Annotated in this window: 16 protein-coding genes; 11 read left to right on the top strand and 5 right to left on the bottom strand. The window is 75.1% G+C overall.

From position 1 onward, the window contains the following. Positions 1-38 precede the first annotated feature (38 nt). Positions 39-2,294, bottom strand: a complete 2,256-nt coding sequence (locus ACYVID_RS02055; RefSeq protein WP_460733914.1) for a helicase-associated domain-containing protein — start codon at positions 2,292-2,294, stop codon at positions 39-41. A 69-nt stretch (positions 2,295-2,363) separates the two neighbouring features. Between ACYVID_RS02055 and ACYVID_RS02050 the strand changes: the two genes are divergently transcribed. From ACYVID_RS02050 to ACYVID_RS02030, 5 genes are all read left to right on the top strand, one after another. Beyond that, a complete protein-coding gene (locus ACYVID_RS02050; protein ID WP_460733912.1) occupies positions 2,364-3,182 on the top strand; it encodes a PP2C family protein-serine/threonine phosphatase in 819 nt (272 codons plus the stop codon). Continuing rightward, a complete protein-coding gene (locus ACYVID_RS02045) occupies positions 3,179-4,489 on the top strand; it encodes an FHA domain-containing protein (RefSeq protein ID WP_460733910.1) in 1,311 nt (436 codons plus the stop codon). The genes ACYVID_RS02050 and ACYVID_RS02045 overlap by 4 nt, the downstream gene beginning before the upstream one ends. Beyond that, on the top strand, positions 4,486-5,790 hold the full coding sequence (locus ACYVID_RS02040) for an RDD family protein (RefSeq protein WP_460733908.1): 1,305 nt from the start codon (positions 4,486-4,488) through the stop codon (positions 5,788-5,790). The genes ACYVID_RS02045 and ACYVID_RS02040 overlap by 4 nt, the downstream gene beginning before the upstream one ends. A gap of 223 nt (positions 5,791-6,013) precedes the next feature. Continuing rightward, complete coding sequence (locus tag ACYVID_RS02035; RefSeq protein ID WP_460733906.1) at positions 6,014-8,389, top strand: immune inhibitor A domain-containing protein; 2,376 nt, start codon at positions 6,014-6,016, stop codon at positions 8,387-8,389. Positions 8,390-8,561: 172 nt separating this feature from the next. Continuing rightward, positions 8,562-9,011 (top strand): SRPBCC family protein, encoded by a 450-nt coding sequence (locus ACYVID_RS02030; protein ID WP_460733904.1) that lies wholly within the window; start codon positions 8,562-8,564, stop codon positions 9,009-9,011. Positions 9,012-9,187: 176 nt separating this feature from the next. Here ACYVID_RS02030 and ACYVID_RS02025 read toward each other — a convergent pair whose 3' ends face one another. Then, positions 9,188-11,323, bottom strand: coding sequence for a S8 family serine peptidase (locus ACYVID_RS02025; protein ID WP_460733902.1), 2,136 nt, complete (start codon positions 11,321-11,323; stop codon positions 9,188-9,190). 139 nt (positions 11,324-11,462) lie between these two features. Between ACYVID_RS02025 and ACYVID_RS02020 the strand changes: the two genes are divergently transcribed. The 3 genes from ACYVID_RS02020 to ACYVID_RS02010 all read left to right on the top strand — a co-directional run bounded on the left by ACYVID_RS02020 (position 11,463) and on the right by ACYVID_RS02010 (position 13,382). Continuing rightward, positions 11,463-12,116: an HAD family hydrolase gene (locus tag ACYVID_RS02020; protein WP_460733900.1), complete on the top strand. Its 654-nt coding sequence runs from the start codon at positions 11,463-11,465 to the stop codon at positions 12,114-12,116. After that, positions 12,113-12,844: a M50 family metallopeptidase gene (locus tag ACYVID_RS02015; RefSeq protein ID WP_460733898.1), complete on the top strand. Its 732-nt coding sequence runs from the start codon at positions 12,113-12,115 to the stop codon at positions 12,842-12,844. Before ACYVID_RS02020 ends, ACYVID_RS02015 begins: the two co-directional genes overlap by 4 nt. 142 nt (positions 12,845-12,986) lie before the next feature. Next, positions 12,987-13,382, top strand: a complete 396-nt coding sequence (locus ACYVID_RS02010; RefSeq protein WP_460733896.1) for a cold-shock protein — start codon at positions 12,987-12,989, stop codon at positions 13,380-13,382. Positions 13,383-13,508: 126 nt separating this feature from the next. On the opposite strand, the gene ACYVID_RS02005 is transcribed toward ACYVID_RS02010, so the two are convergent. Further along, positions 13,509-14,969 carry an MFS transporter gene (locus tag ACYVID_RS02005; protein WP_460733894.1) on the bottom strand — a complete coding sequence of 487 codons (1,461 nt, stop codon included), beginning with the start codon at positions 14,967-14,969 and terminating at the stop codon, positions 13,509-13,511. A gap of 136 nt (positions 14,970-15,105) precedes the next feature. On the opposite strand from ACYVID_RS02005, the gene ACYVID_RS02000 reads away from it, so the two are divergent. Next, on the top strand, positions 15,106-15,885 hold the full coding sequence (locus ACYVID_RS02000; RefSeq protein WP_460733892.1) for a DUF3027 domain-containing protein: 780 nt from the start codon (positions 15,106-15,108) through the stop codon (positions 15,883-15,885). Positions 15,886-15,965: 80 nt separating this feature from the next. Here ACYVID_RS02000 and ACYVID_RS01995 read toward each other — a convergent pair whose 3' ends face one another. Together ACYVID_RS01995 and ACYVID_RS01990 are read right to left on the bottom strand one after the other, a co-directional pair. Then, positions 15,966-16,583, bottom strand: a complete 618-nt coding sequence (locus ACYVID_RS01995) for a class I SAM-dependent methyltransferase (RefSeq protein ID WP_460733890.1) — start codon at positions 16,581-16,583, stop codon at positions 15,966-15,968. Further along, positions 16,580-16,876, bottom strand: coding sequence for a DUF2530 domain-containing protein (locus tag ACYVID_RS01990; protein WP_460733888.1), 297 nt, complete (start codon positions 16,874-16,876; stop codon positions 16,580-16,582). The genes ACYVID_RS01995 and ACYVID_RS01990 overlap by 4 nt, the downstream gene beginning before the upstream one ends. Positions 16,877-16,947: 71 nt before the next feature. Here ACYVID_RS01990 and ACYVID_RS01985 point away from each other — a divergent pair, with 71 nt between their 5' ends. Both ACYVID_RS01985 and ACYVID_RS01980 read left to right on the top strand, forming a co-directional pair. Continuing rightward, positions 16,948-18,405: an NCS2 family permease gene (locus ACYVID_RS01985; RefSeq protein ID WP_460733886.1), complete on the top strand. Its 1,458-nt coding sequence runs from the start codon at positions 16,948-16,950 to the stop codon at positions 18,403-18,405. Between the two features lie 97 nt (positions 18,406-18,502). Next, positions 18,503-19,792, top strand: a complete 1,290-nt coding sequence (locus ACYVID_RS01980; RefSeq protein ID WP_460734029.1) for an MFS transporter — start codon at positions 18,503-18,505, stop codon at positions 19,790-19,792. Positions 19,793-19,970 lie beyond the last annotated feature (178 nt).

The following is a 19,970-nucleotide window of genomic DNA, read 5'->3' as shown; positions in this document are numbered from 1 at the left end:
GCCGGGTTCGTCGGGTAGCCGACAAACCCGGGCGAGCCTCACCCGGCCGGCCGGACCGACGTGATCCGGTGCACGGCGAACACCCGGGTGTCGTCGGCGCGGTGGTCGCGGGCGGTGAGCCGCCCGCCCTCGACGGAGAGCGGGTCGACGACCCGGTCGGAGCGGGAGCCGTGGTTGTCGACGTACCCGATCACCACCGACGCCCCACGCTCGACCGCCTCCCGCAGCGCGGCCAGTGAGCCCGACGGCGTGAGCGAGGGTGCGTCGGCGGGGCGGGAGGCCGCCGCCGCGTCCCCGGCCCGTACGGCGGTGACGACCGCCGCGACGCCGGCGGTCTCCCGGGCGGCCCGGGCCCCTGCCGGTCGCCGTTCGCGGGGCACGCGGGCCCGCAGCTGGTCCGGGCGCGCGACCCGGACCGTGCCGTCGGGCGCCTCGACGACCGGGGCGGCACCGAGCTCGCGCAGCCGGGGGAGCAGCACGTCGATCGGGGTGTCGGAGATCAGGACCGTCGGGGCGAGCCGCCGCAGCCCCAGGGTGCGGGCCTGCGGGTGGTGGAGGATCTCGGTCAGCGCCGACTCGTCGTCGGCGCGCAGGAACGCCTCGGCGTGCCCGACCCGCACCGAGCCGAAGGTCCGCGCGGTGTCGTCGACGAGGTAGGTCAGCGGCTGCGGCACCGGCGTCCGCGACACCGACCCCAGGAAGTCGTGCACCTCGACGGCGGTCCAGCCGAGGTCGAGCGCGCGACGCACCGAGCCGGGGGTGAAGCGGTAGACCGTCGCCCCGCCGCGGGACTCCACGTCGGCCAGCACCTGCAGCCGCCGCGCGAGCGTGGACTCCAGCGGGCCGGGTGCGACCGCGGTGAGGTCGGCCTGGACGAGCACGTGGTCGACCGGCGCGGGCAGCAGCGGGTCGAGCAGCGGTGCGGCGTCCTCGCCGGCCAGCAGCGGCCGGGCGAACGAGGCGAGCCCGCCGAGCCCGGTGACGCCCAGGACGGAGGCCTCTTCCAGGGCCCACAGCACCTGGTCGGAGCGGGTGCGGGGGCGGCGCGGGCGCAGCCAGGCGACGCGGGCGACGACTCCCGGCACGCCCGTGCCGGTGGCCAGCACCTCCCCGGCCGGCAGCGCGCCGACGACCTCCAGCGTCAGCCGCCGGGTCTCGACCTGGTGCACCCCGGTGAGCTCGGGGACCAGGGCGTTCCAGGTCTTGCCGGCGGGGTCCTTCTGGCCGACCAGGGCGGGCAGCCGGGGGGAGTCCAGCCACGCGCGGGCCAGCACCTCCCACCGCTCGGCGGCGTCGCGGGTCACCCAGCGGTCCAGCTCGTCGGTCGGCAGCCAGGCGGGGTCGCCGTCGGGGCCGGTGCCGACGGCGAGCAGGCCGGCGGCGTGGGCGACCTCCACGACCAGGGCGGTGGTGCGCTCGTCGACCTGCAGCAGGGTCGCGGCCGCCTTGAGGTCGCGCACCGCCAGCCCGCCGCTGCGCAGGATCGAGGGCGGGGCCGTGCCCCAGTGGTCGAGCAGGAGCTCCACCCGGCGTACGACCTCGAAGGCCGCGCCGGCCGCCACCTTGTCGACCAGCGACTGGTCGCGGGCCGAGGTCGGCACCTCGGGCAGCTCGTCGACCGGCTCGAGGGTCGTGCGTCCGCCGCGCAGCACCAGCCCGACCTCCCCGGGCAGCACGACGGTCCCTCCGCCGCGGGGCACGAGCAGCCGTCGGGAGAGCAGCTCCTCGGCGGGGGTGCGGGCGTCCGCGGGGGAGACGGTGTGCCGCGAGGAGTCGGTGGTGGCCTCGCCGCCGTGGCCCAGCACGTGCTCGAGCAGCACCCTGGCCTCGGGGGAGATCTCTGCCAGCCGCGACTCGACCTCCGGGACCGTCAGGGGCTCCGCCGAGCGGGGCTTGAGGCCGCTCGCCCCGGCGGTGGGTCCGCCGACCAGCAGCTCGGCGACGCCGGTCAGCGCGCGCAGGCCTCCGGTCGACTCCCACGCCAGCGCCGTCTCGAGCAGTCGGCCGAGCGCCCGCTCCACCGAGGAGGGCTGCGCGTGGACCATCGGCACGAGCTCCGCGGGCGTGGTTTGGCCGGCGACGACCAGGGCATCTAGGACGCAGAGCTCGACCCGCGACAGCTGGTCGAGGGCTCTGGTGAGCGAAGCACGGGTGGCGGACCGAGAGGCCAGCTGCCCCGAGTCTTGAGGGGCAGGCGTGGCGAGGTCCGGACGCGCGAGCAGGAGACGCGACAGCTGCTGGTCCGACCACGCGCGCAGCTGGTCGGCCAGCGACCGGTACCCCTCGCCTGCCATCCGCTCCACGCTACCGGGCCTCCCGAGCCACCCTGGCCACCCTGCGCGCGCGCTCGTGGGAGCGCGCGGGTGAGACAGGTCGAGCTGCACCACGGCGCGGCCACCGACGTCGGGCTGGTCCGCGAGGTCAACGAGGACGCCGTGCTCGCCGCACCCCCCGTCTTCGTCGTCGCCGACGGCATGGGTGGGCACGAGGGCGGCGACGTCGCCAGCGCCATCGTGGTCGAGGAGTTCGCCGCGATGGCCGAGCGCGGCTACGACCCCGCCCGCGCCACCGAGGTCGTCGCCCGCACGCTCGAGGCCTGCCGCGACCGGATCGAGGCGTACGCCGAGCAGCAGCGCGCCGCCGGCGTCGGTCCCTTCCACGCGGGCACCACCGCGGTGGTCGCGCTCATCGCCGAGCACGAGGGCCAGCCCGCCTGGCTGCTGGCGAACATGGGCGACTCGCGCGCCTACCGCTTGCACGGCGGTCGCCTGCACCAGGTCAGCGTCGACCACTCGGTGGTGCAGGAGCTCGTGGAGACCGGCGTCATCACCGCCGACGCCGCCGCGGTGCACCCCGAGCGGCACGTCATCACCCGCGCCCTGGGCGGCACCGAGCGCTCCGAGGCCGACTACTTCCTGCTGCCGCTCGGCTCGGTGGAGCGGCTGGTGCTCTGCAGCGACGGCATCTCGGGGATGATCGACGACGAGGAGATGCGGGGCATCCTGGACTCCGTCCCCGACCCGCGCGACGCCGCCGACGCCCTGGTGGCCGCCGCGCTGGAGGCCGGCGGTCGCGACAACGCCACGGTCGTCGTGGTCGACGTGGTCGGGAGCGCCGAGTCCTCCTACGACGCCGAACGCCAACGCCTGAGCCTGCAGCAGAAGCTGGGAGCCCTCCCGTGACCGACGCCGCCCCCACGCCGCGCACCTACCTCCCGGGGGAGTGGTACGCCGTCCTCGGCCCCTCCCTCGTCCTCGCCCTCCCGCCCGACCGGCGCGACCTCGCCGCGGCCGCCTGGGCCGCCGTCGACGCCGGTGCCGGTGCCGAGGAGCTGCTCGACCTCGTGCTCGCCTCCGGGCTGCGCGACCTCGCCGGGCTGGCCCTGGTCAGCACCGACGACGACCGCACCCGGGTGCTGGTCCGCGGCCAGGCGGTCTGCCTGCTCGTGGCCGGTGGTGAGGAGACCGTCGCCGACGGGCGCGGGCTCACGACCTGGGCCGAGGTCGGCGTCGACCGGGTCGAGGCGGTCAGCCTCGAGCTCGGCCCCGGCTCCGGTGGCGAGCCGCTCCTGGCCGCCGACGCGCTCGTGCGCGCCTCCCGGGTGCTGTGGCCGACCGAGGCCGCCCCCGGGCACGCGCCGGGCAACGCCTCCGCGCCGTCGTACGCCGCCGGCCGGCTGCCCGGGTCCACGGACCCCGCCTCCGAGCCGTCCTCCCTGCTCGCCTCGCCCGCCCCGCCCGCTCCGGTCGTGGCCGTGGCGGCCGGCTCCGCCCGGGCCCCCGAGCCGGTGCTCGACCCGGATCCGGAGCCGGACACCGTCGACCAGGCCGTGCCCGCCCCCGACGTCCCGGTGGTGGACCCCGTCGCCGACCCCGCGGCCGACCCGAGGGGCGACGGGGACGACCGCGACGAGGACGCGCTCGAGACCGCCCCCTTCGCCGGGATGCCCCCGGCCCCGGCCGTCCCGCCGGTGCCCGAGCCGTGGACCCCTCCTGCCCCGTCGGCCCCTGCACCCTGGAGCCCGGGCGCCGACGACCACGACGGCCGCACCCAGGACGGGTCGTGGGACGTCTCGGAGTTCCAGCGCCGACCGCACGGCATCCCCGGGCAGCCGGAGGGCCCGAGCGTCACGTCCCGACCCGTGGCGGTGCTGCAGCTCTCCAGCGGCGACCGTGTGGAGGTCGACCGCGTCGTGATCCTCGGCCGCGCCCCGGAGGCGCGGCGCTTCTCCGCGACCGAGCAGCCCCGGCTGGTCACGGTGCCCAGCCCGCAGCAGGAGATCTCCTCGACCCACCTCGAGGTCCGGCCCGGCACCGGCGCCGACCACGGCAGCGCGGTCGTCACCGACCTCGGCTCCACCAACGGCACCGTCCTGGTGCAGCCCGGGCTGCCCGCGGAGTCCCTCAAGCCCGGCATCCCGGTGCAGCTGCTCCCCGGCGCCGTCATCGACCTGGGTGACGGGCTGAGCATCACGGTGGCCCGCCCGTGAGCGCCGTCGCCGCCCGGACCCCTCAGGCCGGCCGGACCACCCCGGCCGCCCGGTCCGCGCTGGCCGCGCCCGACGCCTCGCCGGGCGGGCTCGAGCCCCGCCTGCACGCCTTCGCCGTCGACCGCCTCGTCGACCTCGGCGTGCCCCTCGCGCTGGGCGGGGTCCTCGTGACGACCGGCCAGGGAGCCGGCGTCGTCGTGGGTGCGGTCCTCGCGGCGGTGCTCGTCCTGCTCCTCGCCCTCGCCGGTCTGCTCGGCACCCGTGGCACCAGTCCCGGCCTCGCCCTCACCGGGCTGCGGCTGGTGCGGGTCGACGACCTGGCGCCGGTCGGCTTCGGGCCGGCCCTGAAGCGGCAGACCGTGCTGCTGCTCGCCGGCGCCCCCACCTTCGGCATCGGCTGGGCCACGCTCGCCTGGACCGCGCTCGCCGACCCCGAGGGGCAGCGCCGCGGCTGGCACGACCGGCTCGCCGACTCCCTGGTCGTCGACCCCAGCCCTGCCCCGGTGGCCGAGGTCGCGCCCGAGCTGCCGCAGCAGATCGTCAACCTCACCGCCATGCGGCTCGCGCCGCCGGAGCCCGCGCCGGTGCGCGCCCGCCCGACCCGGACCGGCCCGGCGGTCCCGGCGGCGGGCGGGCTCGCCGCACCCGGCACGCCCGCGGCCCCGGCTCCTGCGGCTGCTTCCCCTGCGGTGGTGCCCCCGGCTGTCGCGCCCCCGGCGGCCGGCACCGGGACGCCCGCGGTGACCCCGGCACCCGAGGCCCCCGCAGCGGTCCGCCGCCCGGGGCGCCGACGCGCCGGCGTACCCACCTCGGCGCAGCCGCCCGCTCCGCAGCCGCTCGCCCCCCAGGTCCCCGGTCCGCAGACGCCCGGCCCGGCCGACCCGGCCCCGGCCGCGCCGACCAGCGCCGCCCCCGCACGGCACGACCGGCCCGACGCCGCCCCGGCCGGGAGCGGTCCGAGCGGAGCCAGCGGCTGGACCGTCCGCCTCGACACGGGCGAGGAGCTGCCGGTCGACGGGCTGACCCTGCTGGGCCGCGGCCCCCAGGCGCGCGCCGGCGAGAGCGTCTCGCGCCTGGTGCCGCTGCAGTCGGGCGACATGTCGGTCTCCAAGACCCACGCCCAGCTGCAGCTCGCCGACGACGGCACCCTCGTGGCGATGGACCGCGGCTCCACCAACGGCTCGGTCGTCGTGCGTCGCGGCGTCCCGCGGCACCTCTCCCCGGGGCGTCCCACGACCCTGCTCGACGGCGACGTGCTGCGCCTGGGCGACCGCACCCTCCAGGTCTCCCGGCGCGCCTGACCGGCCGCAGCGGGAGCCGGACGTCGACGGACCTGTCCCCGACGGATCCGTGGCCGTGACCCCTCCGCGGCGACGGATCACGAAGCAGTAACGATGCGGTGTGGCTCTTCCCCCACCCGGGGGCTGTGAGGTCGGCTCTCCTCGTTCCCGCGGACCAGGACCTGGTCCTCGAGGAATCCGGGCTCCGCACGTTGCGGACGCCTGTCTCGGGAGAGGGAGAAACATGAGCAGGATGAGGCTCGCCACGATCGCGAGCGCCTCGCTCGTCGCCGCAGCCCTGACGGTGCCGCTGACCGCGGCCACGTCGAGTGCCGCACCCCAGGCGACCGGCGCGGACAGCAGCCACGAGGACCAGCACGAGAGCCACGTGCTGCGGATGCCGTGGCAGGAGAAGTACGACGACCTGCGCAAGCAGGGCATCGAGCAGCGCCTGCGCCAGGGTGGCAGCGGCAGCGTCGAGCGGGTCGGGCGGGGCGCGTTCGCGCGCGTCGCCGAGACCGGCACCGACCGCGTGTTCGTGGTGCTGGCGGAGTTCGGCCAGACCAGCCACTCGGCCTTCCCCGCGGGGGAGTCCGACGCGCAGCGCACGGAGGGACCGCTGCACAACGAGATCCCCGAGCCCGACCGCAGCGTGGACAACTCCACGCTGTGGGAGGAGGACTACGACCAGTCCTACTTCGAGGACATGTACTTCAACCGGATGCGGACCTTCTACGAGGAGCAGTCCCTCGGCACCTACTCCGTCGACGGCGACGTCACCGAGTGGGTCAAGGTGCCCTTCAACCAGGCCCGCTACGGCCGTGACCTGTGCGGCAGCATCGCCTGCGACAACACCTGGTTCCTGGTCCGTGACGCCCTGGCGGTCTGGACCCAGGGCCGCCTGGACTCCGGCTGGTCGATGCAGCGGATCCAGGACTACCTCAAGACCTTCGACGTCCAGGACCGCTACGACTTCGACGAGGACGGCGACTTCGACGAGCCCGACGGCTACATCGACCACTTCCAGGTCGTGCACGCCGGCGGCGACCAGGCCGACGGCGACCCGGTCTACGGCGAGGACGCCATCTGGAGCCACCGCTGGTACGCCCAGGTCGAGCCCGTCGGCACCGGTCCCCAGGGTGGTGGCCAGTTCGGTGGCGTCGACATCGGCTCCGGAGGGGTCTCCGACCCCGACGGCGCTGCGCTGGAGATCCCCGACAACCCCACCGGCGTGTGGGTCGGTGACTACACCATCCAGCCCGAGAACGGCGGCCTGTCGGTCTTCGCCCACGAGTTCGCCCACGACCTGGGGCTCCCTGACCTCTACGACACCTCCGGCAACACCGGCGGTGCGGAGAACTCCACCGGCTTCTGGACGCTGATGTCGCAGTCGCGAGGCACGGCCAGGAAGGACGCCGGCATCGGCGACCGGCCGATGCCCTTCGGTGCCTGGGAGAAGTTCCAGCTCGGCTGGCTCGACTACGACGTGGCCCGCGCCGGGCGCAGCTCCAAGCACTTCATCCGCCCCGGCCAGTCCACGAAGGGCAAGGAGCACAACGCCCTCATGGTCCTGCTGCCGGACAAGGAGGTCACCACCGAGCTCGGCGACCCGTGCGCCACGTGCGGTGGGTCCTACTACTTCTCCGGCTCGGGCAACGACCTCGACACCACGATGACCCGCGAGGTCGAGGGCGGCGGCGAGCTGGCCGCCCAGGTCCGCTACTCCATCGAGGACGGCTGGGACTACGCCTTCCTCGAGGTCACCACCGACGGCGAGACGTGGGAGAGCATCCCCACCAGCGTCTCGTACGCCGAGGAGGACCAGGGTGGGGCCAACCCCGACGGCACCGGCATCTCCGGCACCAGCGACGGCTGGGTCGACCTGACCGCCACCGTGCCCGCCGAGGCGACCGCCGTCCGGTTCCGCTACCTCACCGACGTGGCGCTGGCGCTGCCCGGCTTCCAGGTCGACGAGATCACCCTCGACGGCGAGTCGATCGGTACCGCGGAGGGCGGACCTGACGGCTGGAGCCTGGACGGCTTCACCACCACCGACGGCACCCAGGTCGAGGAGTACCTCAACGCCTACCTCGTCGACAACCGCCAGTACGTCGGGCGCGACAAGCTGCTCAAGAGCGTCTACCACTTCGGTGACGCCGAGGAGGAGCCGACCAACGTCGACCTGTACCGCCAGGGAGCCGGCGCGCTCATCTCCTACTGGGACACCTCGTTCACCGACAACAACGTCGGCGACCACCCCGGTGGCGGACTGGTGCTCCCCGTCGACGCGCACCCGGAGTTCGTGCACACCCCGGACGGCGACCTCGCCCGCCCGCGCACGTCCTCCTTCGACGCCGCGTTCGGCCTGACCCGGACCAAGAAGCAGGTCATCGACTGGCTCGGCGAGCCCTTCGAGCTCCCGGCCATCGCCCCGGTCCGCACCTTCGACGACACCCTCGACTGGTGGTTCGACGGTGACGAGCACGGCACCGACTCACACCCCGGCCGCTACCAGCAGGGCTGGAGCTCGGTGGACGTGCCCAAGACCGGCACGACCATCACGGTGAAGAAGGTCAAGAAGAACGGCGTCATGGTGCTGAAGGTCGGCCGCTCGAGCTGACCCGGTCCCCGCACCACCTGCACGACCCGCACCACCTGCACCACCCCGCAGCCCCGTCGGTCCCCGTGGCCGGCGGGGCTGCGGCGTACGACGGGGGCGACCGGTCCGGACGGGCACTCGTCCGGGTGGGGGGCCTGGCGCCCCGGCCGCACCTGTCGTAGGTTCCGGCGCCATGGAGCACAGCGCGGACTTCCACCACGTCGAGACCCTGCGGACCACCGCGTCCCCCGAGCGGGTCTTCGCGCTGTGGAGCGACCCCTCGACCTGGGCCAGCTGGGACCCGCCGGTCGAGCGGGTCGTGCTCGACGGACCGTTCCGCGTCGGCACCTCCGGGACGATGGTGATGGCCGGCGGCTTCGAGATGGCCTTCGAGCTGGTCGAGGTCCGCCCCGACCACGGCTACCTCGACGTGATCCGCATGGGCGAGCTCGAGATCCGCATCGACCACGTCGTCGAGGCCACCGACGGCGGCTCGCTCGTCACCGTCACCACCGACATCACCGGCCCCGGTGCCGAGGGGATCGGCGGCATGGTCACCGCCGACGCCCCCACCGCCGTCGCGGCCCTGGTCGCGATGGCCGAGTCCGCCCCCGCCGGCCAGGACCCCGTCCCCGCCACCTGACGCCGACCCGTCGCCAGGTCTCGTGCGACCCGTCGCCAGGTTTCGCGCGACCCGTCGCCAGGTCTCGTGCGACCCGTCGTTGGTCGAGGTGTGAGGAGCGCCAGCGACGAGCCACGAGACCCCACTGCGGTCACGTGTGGTTCGCCGCGCTCGCACCTCGGTCAGCGGCGGGCACCTCAGCGCGTGACGAGCAGCGGCAGCCGGGCCCGGGTGCCGTCGCCGGTGCGCAGCAGCACGGCACCGTCCTCCTGCGAGCCGTCGCCGAGGCCGATCCGCACCGTGATCCGGTGGCTCTCGCCGGGTCCGAGCACGACCGCAGCGGGGAGCACGCTGACGGGCCGGCCGTCGAGGCCGACCACGAAGGTGGAGACGTAGCGCGGCCGCGAGCCGATGTTGGTGACGGTGCGGGTCACCGTCCCCTGGCGACGTACGACGAGGGCCGGGGTGTTGAGGCTCGCGCGCCGTCCCTCGAGCCAGCGGCGGTAGTCGGCCGGGTCGAGCCCGAGGACCAGGCCGGGGGACGACACCGACTGCTGCCGGACCCGACCGGCGCCGGCGCGCAGGACGCCCACGGGCAACGGGTCGGCCGTCGTGACGAGCGCGCTCCGCACGGCCGAGGCCGACCAGCCGCGCTCGGCGCGCAGCCGCGCCGCGACCCCGCTGACCCAGGCGGCCGAGGCGGACGTGCCGGTGAGCAGCTCCCAGCCGCTGCCGTCGGGGACCGCGCCGAGCACCCCGTCGCCCGGGGCGACGACGTCGGGCTTGGGGTGGGCTGCGGTGGGGTCGCCGGTGCCGGACCAGGCGGGCACCTCCGGCGCTGCGTCGACCACGGGGCGGGGGACCAGCACGACGGCGCCGCGCGGGTGCCGCGCCGCCCACGAGCGGAGCCGGCTCGCGTCGGCGGCGTCGAGGTGGACGGTGGGCACGGCGTGCAGGTCGGCCTCGAGCGCGCCGGTGGCCCCGCCGGTCTCGGCGAGCACCATGCCGACGCCGTCGGCGGCCGCGACGGCCTGGGACTTGTCGACCCGCCCGACGCCGCCGCGGTCGCAGAGCACGATCCGGTCGGCCACGAGGGCGGTGTCGAGGGAGCCCGGGACGCAGCGTCGCGCCTGCTCGCGCGTGGCTCCCGGCGCGGCGGCGTCGGCGCCCCGCACCAGCCGGGCGCGGGGCGAGCGCTCGGTGGCGGCACTCGCGCCGACGAGCCGGGTGCCGCCGCCCAGGCGGACCTCGCCCTCGCGTCGCGGACCGGTCACGGCGCCCACGGTGGTGACCCAGGGCGCGGCGTGCGCGGTCCCCCCGGCGCCGCCGTTGCCGGCCGCACCCACGACCACGACGTCGGCCTCCGCGGCACCGAGCAGGGCGAGCGCGAGGGTGTCCAGCTCGGCCGGCCCGCCGACCGACAGGTTGAGCACGTCCACGCCGTCGGCGGTCGCCCGGTCGACGGCGGCGACCAGGTCGGCCGTCGAGCAGCCGTCGTCGTCGGGGTCGGGAGCGGTCCAGCAGGCCTTGTAGACGGCGAGCCGTGCCTGCGGCGCGACCCCGGAGTAGCGGCCGACCTCCTCACCGCGCAGCCGCACGGCGACGTCGGCGTTGCCGGCGGCGATCGAGGCGACCTGGGTGCCGTGCCCGGTGTCGTCGAGCGGGGACAGCCGGGCGGAGCTCGCGAGCCGGTCGGTGCCGAAGCCCTCGACGAACCACGCGCCCGCCACCACCTTCTCGGTGCACCAGCCCGGGCCCCAGCCGGGCTCGGTGCGGCAGTCCGCGGCCGGGCCCGACGGCGAGCGGCCGAGCCGGGGGCTGGCGGCGAAGAGCGGGGAGTCGGGGTCCAGGCCGGTGTCGACCAGGCCGATCACGGTGCCGGCGCCGCCGCGGGCCGAGCCACCGGGGCTGAGCCGCGCCGGGTCGCCCGTGCCCCCGCGGCCGGCGAGCGGGCGGACCCGGTCCGCCTCCACGCGCGCGACCCCCGGTTCGACCGCGAGCGCGGCGGCCTGGTCGTCGGTGAGCTCGACCGCGAGGCCGACCAGCGCGGTCTCGAAGCGGTACGCCGGGGGCGGGGCGTCCACCGCGTCGAGCACCGCGTCCTGCCGGGCCCGCAGCTGCAGTGCGGCCAGGTCGCGGGCCAGGCCCGGTGGGGTGCCGGCCAGCCCGGGTCCGTCGAGGGTGACGAGGTAGAGGTCGCGACGCTCGTCCGCGGCGGCCGACGCCCCGGTGAGCAGGGCGGTCGGGGCCGTGAGCACCGCCGCCAGGCCGACCGCGAGCCCGGTCGCGAGGGCGCCCCGGAGCCCGCGGCGTGGCAGGCGGTGCGGGTCCACGGTGCTCTCCGTCGTACGTCGGCAGGGCGGGCACGCCGAGACGCACGGTGCCCGAGCGCACCATTGTGACCGATGGGTCCACGGGCGTCCCGCGGTCGACGGTTCCCGCCGGCGAGGGGTCCCTGCCTAACCTGGGCCTGTGAGCGCCGGACCGACCCCCCCGACCGGGCCGGTCGTCGGATTCGACCTCGACATGACCCTGATCGACACCGTGCCCGGCTTCGCCGACGTGCTGCGGGCGCTCGGTCGCGAGCTGGGCGTGGACTTCCCGGTCGAGCAGATGACCGAGCGGCTCGGACCGCCGCTGGAGCACCTCCTCGCCGGGCACCTGCCCGAGGAGCAGATCGGCCCGGCGGGGGACCGGTTCCGGGCGCTCTACCCCGACCACGCCATCACGTCGGTCCCTGCGCTCCCGGGTGCCCACGCCGCCCTCGACGCGGTGCGTGGCCACGGCGGCCGGGTCCTGGTCGTCACCGGCAAGTTCACCCCCAACGCCCGGCTCCACCTCGACCACCTCGACCTGCGCGCGGACCGGCTCGAGGGCTGGGTGTGGGGCGTCGGCAAGTCCGAGGTGCTGCGCGAGGAGGGCGCCGGGGTCTACGTCGGCGACCACGTCCACGACGTCGAGGGCGCGCACGCCGCCGACGCGCTCAGCGTCTCGGTGCTCACCGGTGGGTGCACCCGTTCCGAGCTGCTCGACGCCGGCACCGACGTGGTGCTGGAGTCGCTGCTGGAGTTCCCGGACTGGCTCGACGACCACGTGCGCGACGGGCTCGGCGGGCTCGCCGGGTGAACGACCCGGCCCGCGACGCCTGGTCGCGTGTCTGGACCGACCTCGGCTCCCGGCAGCCGCTGCCCGGGGCCACCACGGTGCTGCTCCTCGGGGCGGTGGCCGCGGTCCTCGTGGTCTGGCCGCTCACCTGGCCGCGGGTGCGGCTCGGCGTCACGCTCGTCCACGAGGCCGGGCACGCGCTCGTCGCCCTGCTGGTCGGCCGGCGCCTCCAGGGCATCCGGCTGCACTCCGACACCAGCGGCGTCACCCTCTCCCGCGGTCGCCCGCGCGGGCCCGGCATGGTCGCGATGCTCGCGGCCGGCTACCTCGCGCCCGCCGCCCTCGGCCTCGGCGCAGCGCTGCTGCTGGCCGACGGCCGGGCGCTGCTCCTGCTGTGGTCCCTGGTCGTGATGCTCGTCGGCGTCCTGCTGTGGATCCGCAACGCCTTCGGGCTGCTCGTGGTGCTCGTGGTCGGCACCGCCGTCGCCCTCGTGACCTGGTACGCCGGAGCACGGACCCAGACCGCGGCGGCCCTGCTCGTCACCTGGCTCCTGCTGCTCGCGGCACCCCGCCCGCTCGTGGAGCTGCTCGTGGCCGGTCGGGCCGGCCGTCGCGGCTCCGACCCCGACCAGCTCGCCCGGCTGACCCGGGTGCCCTCGGTCGTCTGGACCCTGCTGCTCCTGCTGGCCAGCCTCAGCGGCCTGGTGGTCGGCGTCGCGACCCTCGCGCCCGACCTGGTGCGCCGCTGAGCCGCTGCGCGGGCCGGCCGTCCGGGCACGGTGCGGCCCCCGTCGTACGGATCCCGATGGTGGCCCCACCACCCGCCTGCATATCCTTGCCCGGCTCCGGCCGCACGGCCGCGGCCCCACCCCCGAACGAGGAACGAGTGCAGTGCCGACTGGCAAGGTGAAGTGGTACGACGCCGAGAAGGGCTTCGGCTTCCTGTCCCAGGAGTCCGGTCCGGACGTCTACGTGCGCGCCGAGGCGCTGCCCGAGGGCACCACCTCGCTCAAGGCCGGGACCAAGGTCGAGTTCGGCATCGCCCAGGGGCGCCGCGGCGACCAGGCGCTGCAGGTGCGCGTCCTCGACGCGCCCGCCTCGGTCAGCCGCAACCGGGCCGAAGCGAAGCGCAAGAAGCCCGACGAGATGGTCACGATCGTCGAGGACGTCATCCGGCTGCTCGACGCCACCTCCGAGGCCTACCGCCACGGCCGGCACCCCGACAAGGCCGCCGGCGCCCGCACCGCCAAGGTGCTGCGCGCCCTGGCCGACGAGCTCGACGGCTGATCAGCCCGATCGCGGTGGTCGCGGTCGGTGATCGCGTCACCCGGTCTCGACACGCGGGTCGCGGCTTCGTCCCTCAGCCGCGCCGCTCGCTCGACCACCGACGACGGGTCCGCTGGCGCGGCCCCGTCACCCCGCGACCGGCACCGGACCGCCCCGGGCAGCCGCGCGCTTGCTGGCGAGGACGAAGACCGTCCACGCCGCCAGCACCGCGAACGCGACGCCGAGCCCCAGGCGCGCCGGCTCGAGCGGCAGCGCGATGCCGACGAACCCGCCGATGACCCACGCGAGCTGCAGCGTGGTGTCCGAGCGCGCGAACGCCGAGGCCTGCACCCGGGTCGGTACGTCGCGCTGGATCGTGGCGTCGAGGCAGAACTTCGCCAGCGACTGCGTCAACCCGGCGAACAGGCCCAGCAGCACCAGCGGCAGCACGCCGTAGAACAGCGTCGCCACCAGCGCCAGCGCGGCATCGGCGAGCAGGGCCAGCACGACGGTCACCGAGGGGTTGATCCGCTTCAGCAGCGAGGCCGCGGCGACCCCCAGGCCGTTACCGGCGCCGGCCGCGCCGACGACCAGGCCGATGAGCACCTCCGCCGACAGTCCCGACGGTGGCGGGTTCTCGCGCAGCAGGAAGGCCATGAACATCAGCAGGAACCCGCTCATCCACCGCGGCCCGCAGTTGGCCCGCAGGGCGAACGCCACCGCGCTGGGGATGCGGGTGCGCGGCCGGCGCCCGGTGCGCGCGGCGGAGTCGCCTGTCAGCACGAGGTCCTCCTCGCCGGCCGAGGAGTCGACCTTGTCCGGCAGCCGGATCGCGAAGACGGTCGCGGCCACGAAGAGCACGAACGCGTAGCGCAGCGACCACTCCGAGCCGGCCAGCGAGGCGAGGCCGGCCAGCGGTGCGGAGACCGAGGCCCCGACGATCCCCGACAGCGAGACCCGCCCGTTGGCCTTGACCAGCGTGAACCCGTCGGGGAGCAGTCGCGGCACCGCGGCGGCCCGGGTGACGCCGTACGCCTTGGAGGAGACCAGGACGCCCAGGGCCGCGGCGAACAGCCACGGGGAGTCCCCGGTCGAGATCGCGCCGGCCAGCGCCCAGCACAGGAAGGCGCGCAGCGCCATGGTCGACCCGATCGCCCACCGGCGACCGTGGGAGAAGCGGTCGAGGAACGGCCCGATCAGTGGCGCGACGATCGCGAACGGCAGCATCGTCAGCCCCAGGAAGAGCGCCACCTGCCCGCGCGCCTCGCCCGAGGGCACCTGGAAGAACAGCGACCCGGCCAACGAGATCGCGACCGCGGCGTCGCCGGCGGTGTTGAAGAAGTGCAGGTAGATCAGCCGGTTGAGCCCGGAGTCCTCCGCGCCTTGGGCGCCCGCCGCGCGGCGCGCCTGGGTGCCGACGTACGCCGTCGCGCGACCCGTCGCCCGGGCGACCGTCGCCGCGCCGCGACCCGTCGCGCGCGCGCTGGTGCCGATCCCGCGGCCCACCGCCCTGGCCCGCCCGCCACCCGCCTGCGACCCCGGGGACGTCCCGGGTCCGGTGCTGCTGCGGTGCTCGGCGCCGGGCTGGCCCTCGGACGGCGTCGTCATGCGCCCATCCTGCCTGGTGGCACCGACCCCGCCGGGCGAGGGACACGGCAGGTGGCGCCGCGCGGCCCGGCACGGCACACCCGCCGCGGCGGGGCGACCTGGCACGCCCGGACCGGACCGGGCATGATGACCCGCCGTGACCACCATCGCCCGTGCCAAGCCCGACTCCGTCGCCGTCGCGGCGGTCGACGTGGCCCGCGAGGCGCTGCTGGCCGACGTCGACGACCCGCGTGACATCGGCGAGCACCTCGGCCACCTGGTCGAGGGCGAGCGCGTGGTGACCCACCTGTTCGCCTGCACGCGCCGGGGGTACGTCGGGTGGCAGTGGTGCGTGACGGTGGTCCGCGCCTCCCGGCAGAAGCACGTCACCGTCGCCGAGGTCGTGCTGGTCCCCGGTGAGGGCGCGATCGTGGCGCCGGAGTGGGTGCCCTACCGCGACCGGGTCCGCCCCGGTGACATGAGCCCCGGCGACCTGCTGCCCGTCGACGACGACGACCCGCGCCTGGTCCCGACCTACTCCTTCGGCGACGACCCGCTCGACCCCGACGACAAGGCGCAGGTGCGCCAGGTCGCCAAGGACCTCGGCCTGGGCCGCTCCCGCACCCTCTCCCCGGAGGGCCGTGACCTCGCCGCCCAGCGGTGGTACGACGGGGACCAGGGCCCCTCGGCCCCGATCGCCCAGGCCGCGCCGGACCAGTGCACCAGCTGCGGCTTCCTCCTGCGCATCGCCGGCCCGCTGTCGGAGATGTTCGGTGTGTGCGCCAACGGCGACGCCAACGACGACGGCCGCATCGTCTCCCTCGACCACGGCTGCGGTGCCCACTCCGAGGTCCGGCTGGCCAAGCGGCACGAGCCCCAGCCGCTGCCCGAGCCGGTGGTCGACGACCTCGACGCCACCCAGATCGAGACGTTCTGAGCCGAGCTCGCTGGTCGAGCAGCGAGCGCCAGCGAGCGTCGTCGAGACCCGGTCGCCGACCGCGACCACAGCGAGCCGGATCAGCCTGCGGACAGGATGAACACGGCGTACTCCCCGTTCGCCGGGTGCAGCTCGTAGCTCCCGAACCGCGCGTCCACCCGCAGCCCCGAGGCCTCGACGTCGGCCACGAACTCCTCCGGCGGGTAGGACCGGGCGTGCTCGGGCCCACCGACCAGGTGGAAGCCGACCAGCACCCGACCGCCCGGTGCCAGCCGCGAGCGCAGCAGTGACAGCACCTGCCGCTCGGTGTCCTCGGCGAGGAAGACCATCACGTTCCCGACGACCACGACCAGGTCGTACTCGCCCGGCCGCCCGCCCAGCAGCTCGTCGGAGAGCCCGAGCACGTCGCTGTGCAGCAGGTCGATCCCGGCGTACGTGGCCCGCGCCTGCTCCACGAGCGCACCGTCCGGCTCCAGGCCCACGACCCGGTGCCCGCGTGCGGCCAGGGCGGCGGTGACCCGGCCCATCCCGGCGCCGACGTCGAGCACCCGGCCGCCCCGCGGCAGCAGGGTGTCGGCGAGGCGGGCCTCGCCGTCGACGTCCTGGCCGGTGGCGACCAGCTCGGCGAACTTGCGACCGAAGCCCTGGGCCGCCTCCGGACCGGCGAGCTGCCAGCGGGTGGGCGGGAGCGTGGTCACGCCTCCTGCTCCTCGGCGCGCATGCGGTCGCGCGCCCGGCGCCGCCTGCGGCAGTACTCCACGCCGAAGAGGCCGAGCGCGAAGCCGGTCAGGCACATCCACAGCCACCAGGTGCGGTCGTTGTCCTGCAGCGTGCCGTAGAAGGGCAGCAGCGCGAGGAACCCCAGCAGGAAGAGCCCCGAGCCCACCTGGACCGTGCGGACCCCGTCGACGTCGAGGGGGTCGACGTCCGCGACCAGGTAGGTGCGGTTGCCGATCTCGTGCTGGGTCGGCTGCTCGTCGCGCAGGTCCACGGCGGCGACTCTACGCGGCGACCGCATCCCCCCTCGACGCGCCGCTCGCGGCTCTGGTTGGCTGTGGGCCCGTGAGCAACGGGACCGCCGTGACCGGCACCAACGCCCTGGACCGCTACTTCCTCATCACCGCCCGCGGCTCGACCGTGGGACGCGAGGTGCGCGGCGGCATCGTCACCTTCCTCACGATGGCCTACATCATCGTGCTGAACCCGCTGATCCTCGGCTACGTGCCCGACTCCACCGGGGCCTACCTGGGCGGCGGCACCGGCAACGGCGAGAACCTCCCGGCCATCGCCGCCGGCACCGCGCTGGTCGCCGGCCTGCTGACCATCCTGATGGGCTCGGTCGCGAAGTTCCCGCTCGCGCTGGCCACCGGCCTGGGTCTCAACGCCTTCGTCGCCTTCTCCATCGCGACCCGCTCCACGTGGGAGGCGGCGATGGGCCTGGTCGTCCTCGAGGGGATCGTGATCCTCCTCCTGGTGCTCACCGGTTTCCGGGCAGCGGTCTTCCACGCCGTGCCCACCCAGCTCAAGGTCGCCATCTCGGTGGGCATCGGCCTGTTCATCGCCCTCATCGGCTTCGCCGACGCCGGCTTCGTCCGCCCCGGCGCGGGCACCGTCACCCAGCTCGGCGCCACCGGTCAGCTGTCCGGCTGGCCGGTCCTGGTCTTCTGCCTGGGCCTGCTGCTGCTGATCGCCCTGTGGGCCCGCGCGGTCAAGGGCGCGATTCTCCTCGCGATCGTCGTCACGACCATCGGCGCCTTCGTCCTGGAGGCGGTCCTCGACCTGGGTGCGCGCGCCGAGGACAACCCCGGCGGCTGGGCCCTGACCGTGCCGAGCTTCGACGGGGTCGTCGACGTCCCCGACTTCGGCACGCTGTTCCAGGTCGACCTGTTCGGGGCCTTCTCCGCCGGCGCCGTGGGCGTGATCGGCGCGATCCTGCTGGTCTTCTCCCTCATGCTGGCCGACTTCTTCGACACGATGGGCACGATGACCGCGATCGGCGCGGAGGCCGGGCTCAACGACGAGGAGGGCGTCCCGCCGCACACCGAGCGGATCCTGGTGGTCGACTCGGTCGCCGCGATCGCCGGTGGCCTGGGCGGTGTCTCCTCCAACACCTCCTACATCGAGTCGGCCTCGGGCGTGGGGGAGGGCGCCCGCACCGGTCTGGCCTCGATCGTCACGGGGGTGCTGTTCCTGCTCTCGACGTTCTTCGCCCCGATCGTCAGCGCGATCCCCTCCGAGGCCGCGGTCCCGGCGCTGGTCCTGGTCGGCTTCCTGATGATGCAGCAGGTGACCGGGGTCGACTGGTCGGACCTGGAGATCGCGATCCCGGCCTTCCTCACGATCGTGCTGATGCCGTTCACCTACTCCATCTCGGTCGGCATCGGCGCCGGCTTCGTCTCCTACGTGCTCATCAAGCTGGTGCTCGGCAAGACCCGCCAGGTGCACCCGCTGCTGTGGGTCGTGGCCGGGCTGTTCGTCGTCTACTTCGCGATCACGCCCCTCACCGACCTGCTCACCTGACCCGGGCCCCAGGCGCGGGGCCCACAGCGGGAATGGTTGACGCCGTCCACCGGTTGACCGGTAGACACCCCAGCCACCCCCGCCCGCAGGAGACGACCTGAGCCCCACGTTCCGCGCCCTGTCCCAGCCGAACTACCGGACCTACGCCGCCGGCGCGCTGGTGTCGAACGTCGGTACCTGGATGCAGCGGGTGGCGCAGGACTGGCTCGTGCTGGTCCTCACCGGGTCCGGTGCGGCGCTCGGGATCGTGACCGGCCTGCAGTTCCTGCCGTTCCTGCTGCTCTCCCCGTTCGCCGGGGTCGTCGCCGACCGGGTCCCCAAGCGCTGGCTGCTGCAGGTCACGAACATCGGCATGGCGGTGCCGGCGCTCGTGCTGGGTGTCCTGGCCGTGACCGGGACCGTCGAGATCTGGCACGTCTACGCCCTGGCACTAGTCCTGGGCGTTGCCTCGGCCTTCGACGCCCCGGCGCGACAGTCCTTCGTCTCCGAGCTGGTCGGGCCCGACGACCTCACCAACGCCGTGGGCCTGAACTCCGCGAGCTTCAACTCCGCCCGCATCATCGGTCCGGCGCTGGCCGGCCTGCTGATCGCGGCCTTCGGTGGGGGAGTGGTGGGCACCGGCTGGGTCATCGTCCTCAACGGGCTGAGCTACGTCGCCCCCGTCCTGACCCTGCGTGCCCTGGACGGCGCCGCCCTGCGCACGCCCGACCGGGTGCCGCGGCGGCCCGGCCAGGTCCGCGAGGGCGTCGCCTACGTGCGCGGTCGACCCGACCTCCTGCTGATCCTCGGGATCGTCTTCTTCGCCGGCACCTTCGGGCTCAACTTCCAGATGACCTCGGCGCTCATGGCCACCGACGTCTTCGACAAGGGCCCCACCGAGTACGGCCTGCTCGGCACCTTCCTCGCGGTCGGCTCGCTGACCGGCTCCCTCGTCGCCGCCCGGCGCGAGCGGGTGCGGCACCGGCTGGTGGTGGGCGCCGCGGTCGCCTTCGGGGTGCTGGAGGTCGTGGCCGGCCTCGCGCCGTCCTACCTCACCTTCGCGCTGCTCTGCCCGCTGCTGGGCCTGGCCGCGCTGACCATGATCACCAGCGCCAACGCGCACCTGCAGCTGCAGACCACCCCGGCGATGCGGGGTCGGGTGATGGCGCTCTACATGATGATCTTCATCGGCGGTACGCCGCTGGGCGCGCCCTTCATCGGGTGGGTCGGCGAGACCTACGGTGCCCGCTGGACGCTCCTGGTCGGAGGGGCCGCGACGGTGCTCGGCACCCTGCTCTGCGCAGCCCTGTTCCTGGGTCCTCGTCGGGTTTTGACCGCCCTGCAGGCGCCCGGTAGCCTCATTCCTCGTGTCTGGGACGACCAGGCCGTTGCGCGTGCGCGGAAGTAGCTGCCGGAAACAGGCCCGGCATCGGCCGCCACGACCAGTCCACCGCCTTCCCGGTTGCGGGGTGGCACCGTGCTGAGGGCGACACGCCCGACCTCGGGGGCGAGCAGCGCGGGTCGAGCAGCACCACCCGACACACGCACGGTGACGAGCAGTCGCCGGCACACCCTGCGGAGCAGAT

The organism is Nocardioides ginkgobilobae (assembly GCF_054781275.1).
This window is presented reverse-complemented; position numbering and strand designations above follow the sequence as displayed.

Coding starts and splice junctions, on each gene's coding strand:
- ACYVID_RS02055 (WP_460733914.1), bottom strand. CDS start 2,294: ATGGCAGGCGAGGGGTACCGGTCGCTGGCCGACCAGCTGCGCGCGTGG.
- ACYVID_RS02035 (WP_460733906.1), top strand. CDS start 6,014: ATGAGCAGGATGAGGCTCGCCACGATCGCGAGCGCCTCGCTCGTCGCC.
- ACYVID_RS02030 (WP_460733904.1), top strand. CDS start 8,562: ATGGAGCACAGCGCGGACTTCCACCACGTCGAGACCCTGCGGACCACC.
- ACYVID_RS02005 (WP_460733894.1), bottom strand. CDS start 14,969: ATGACGACGCCGTCCGAGGGCCAGCCCGGCGCCGAGCACCGCAGCAGC.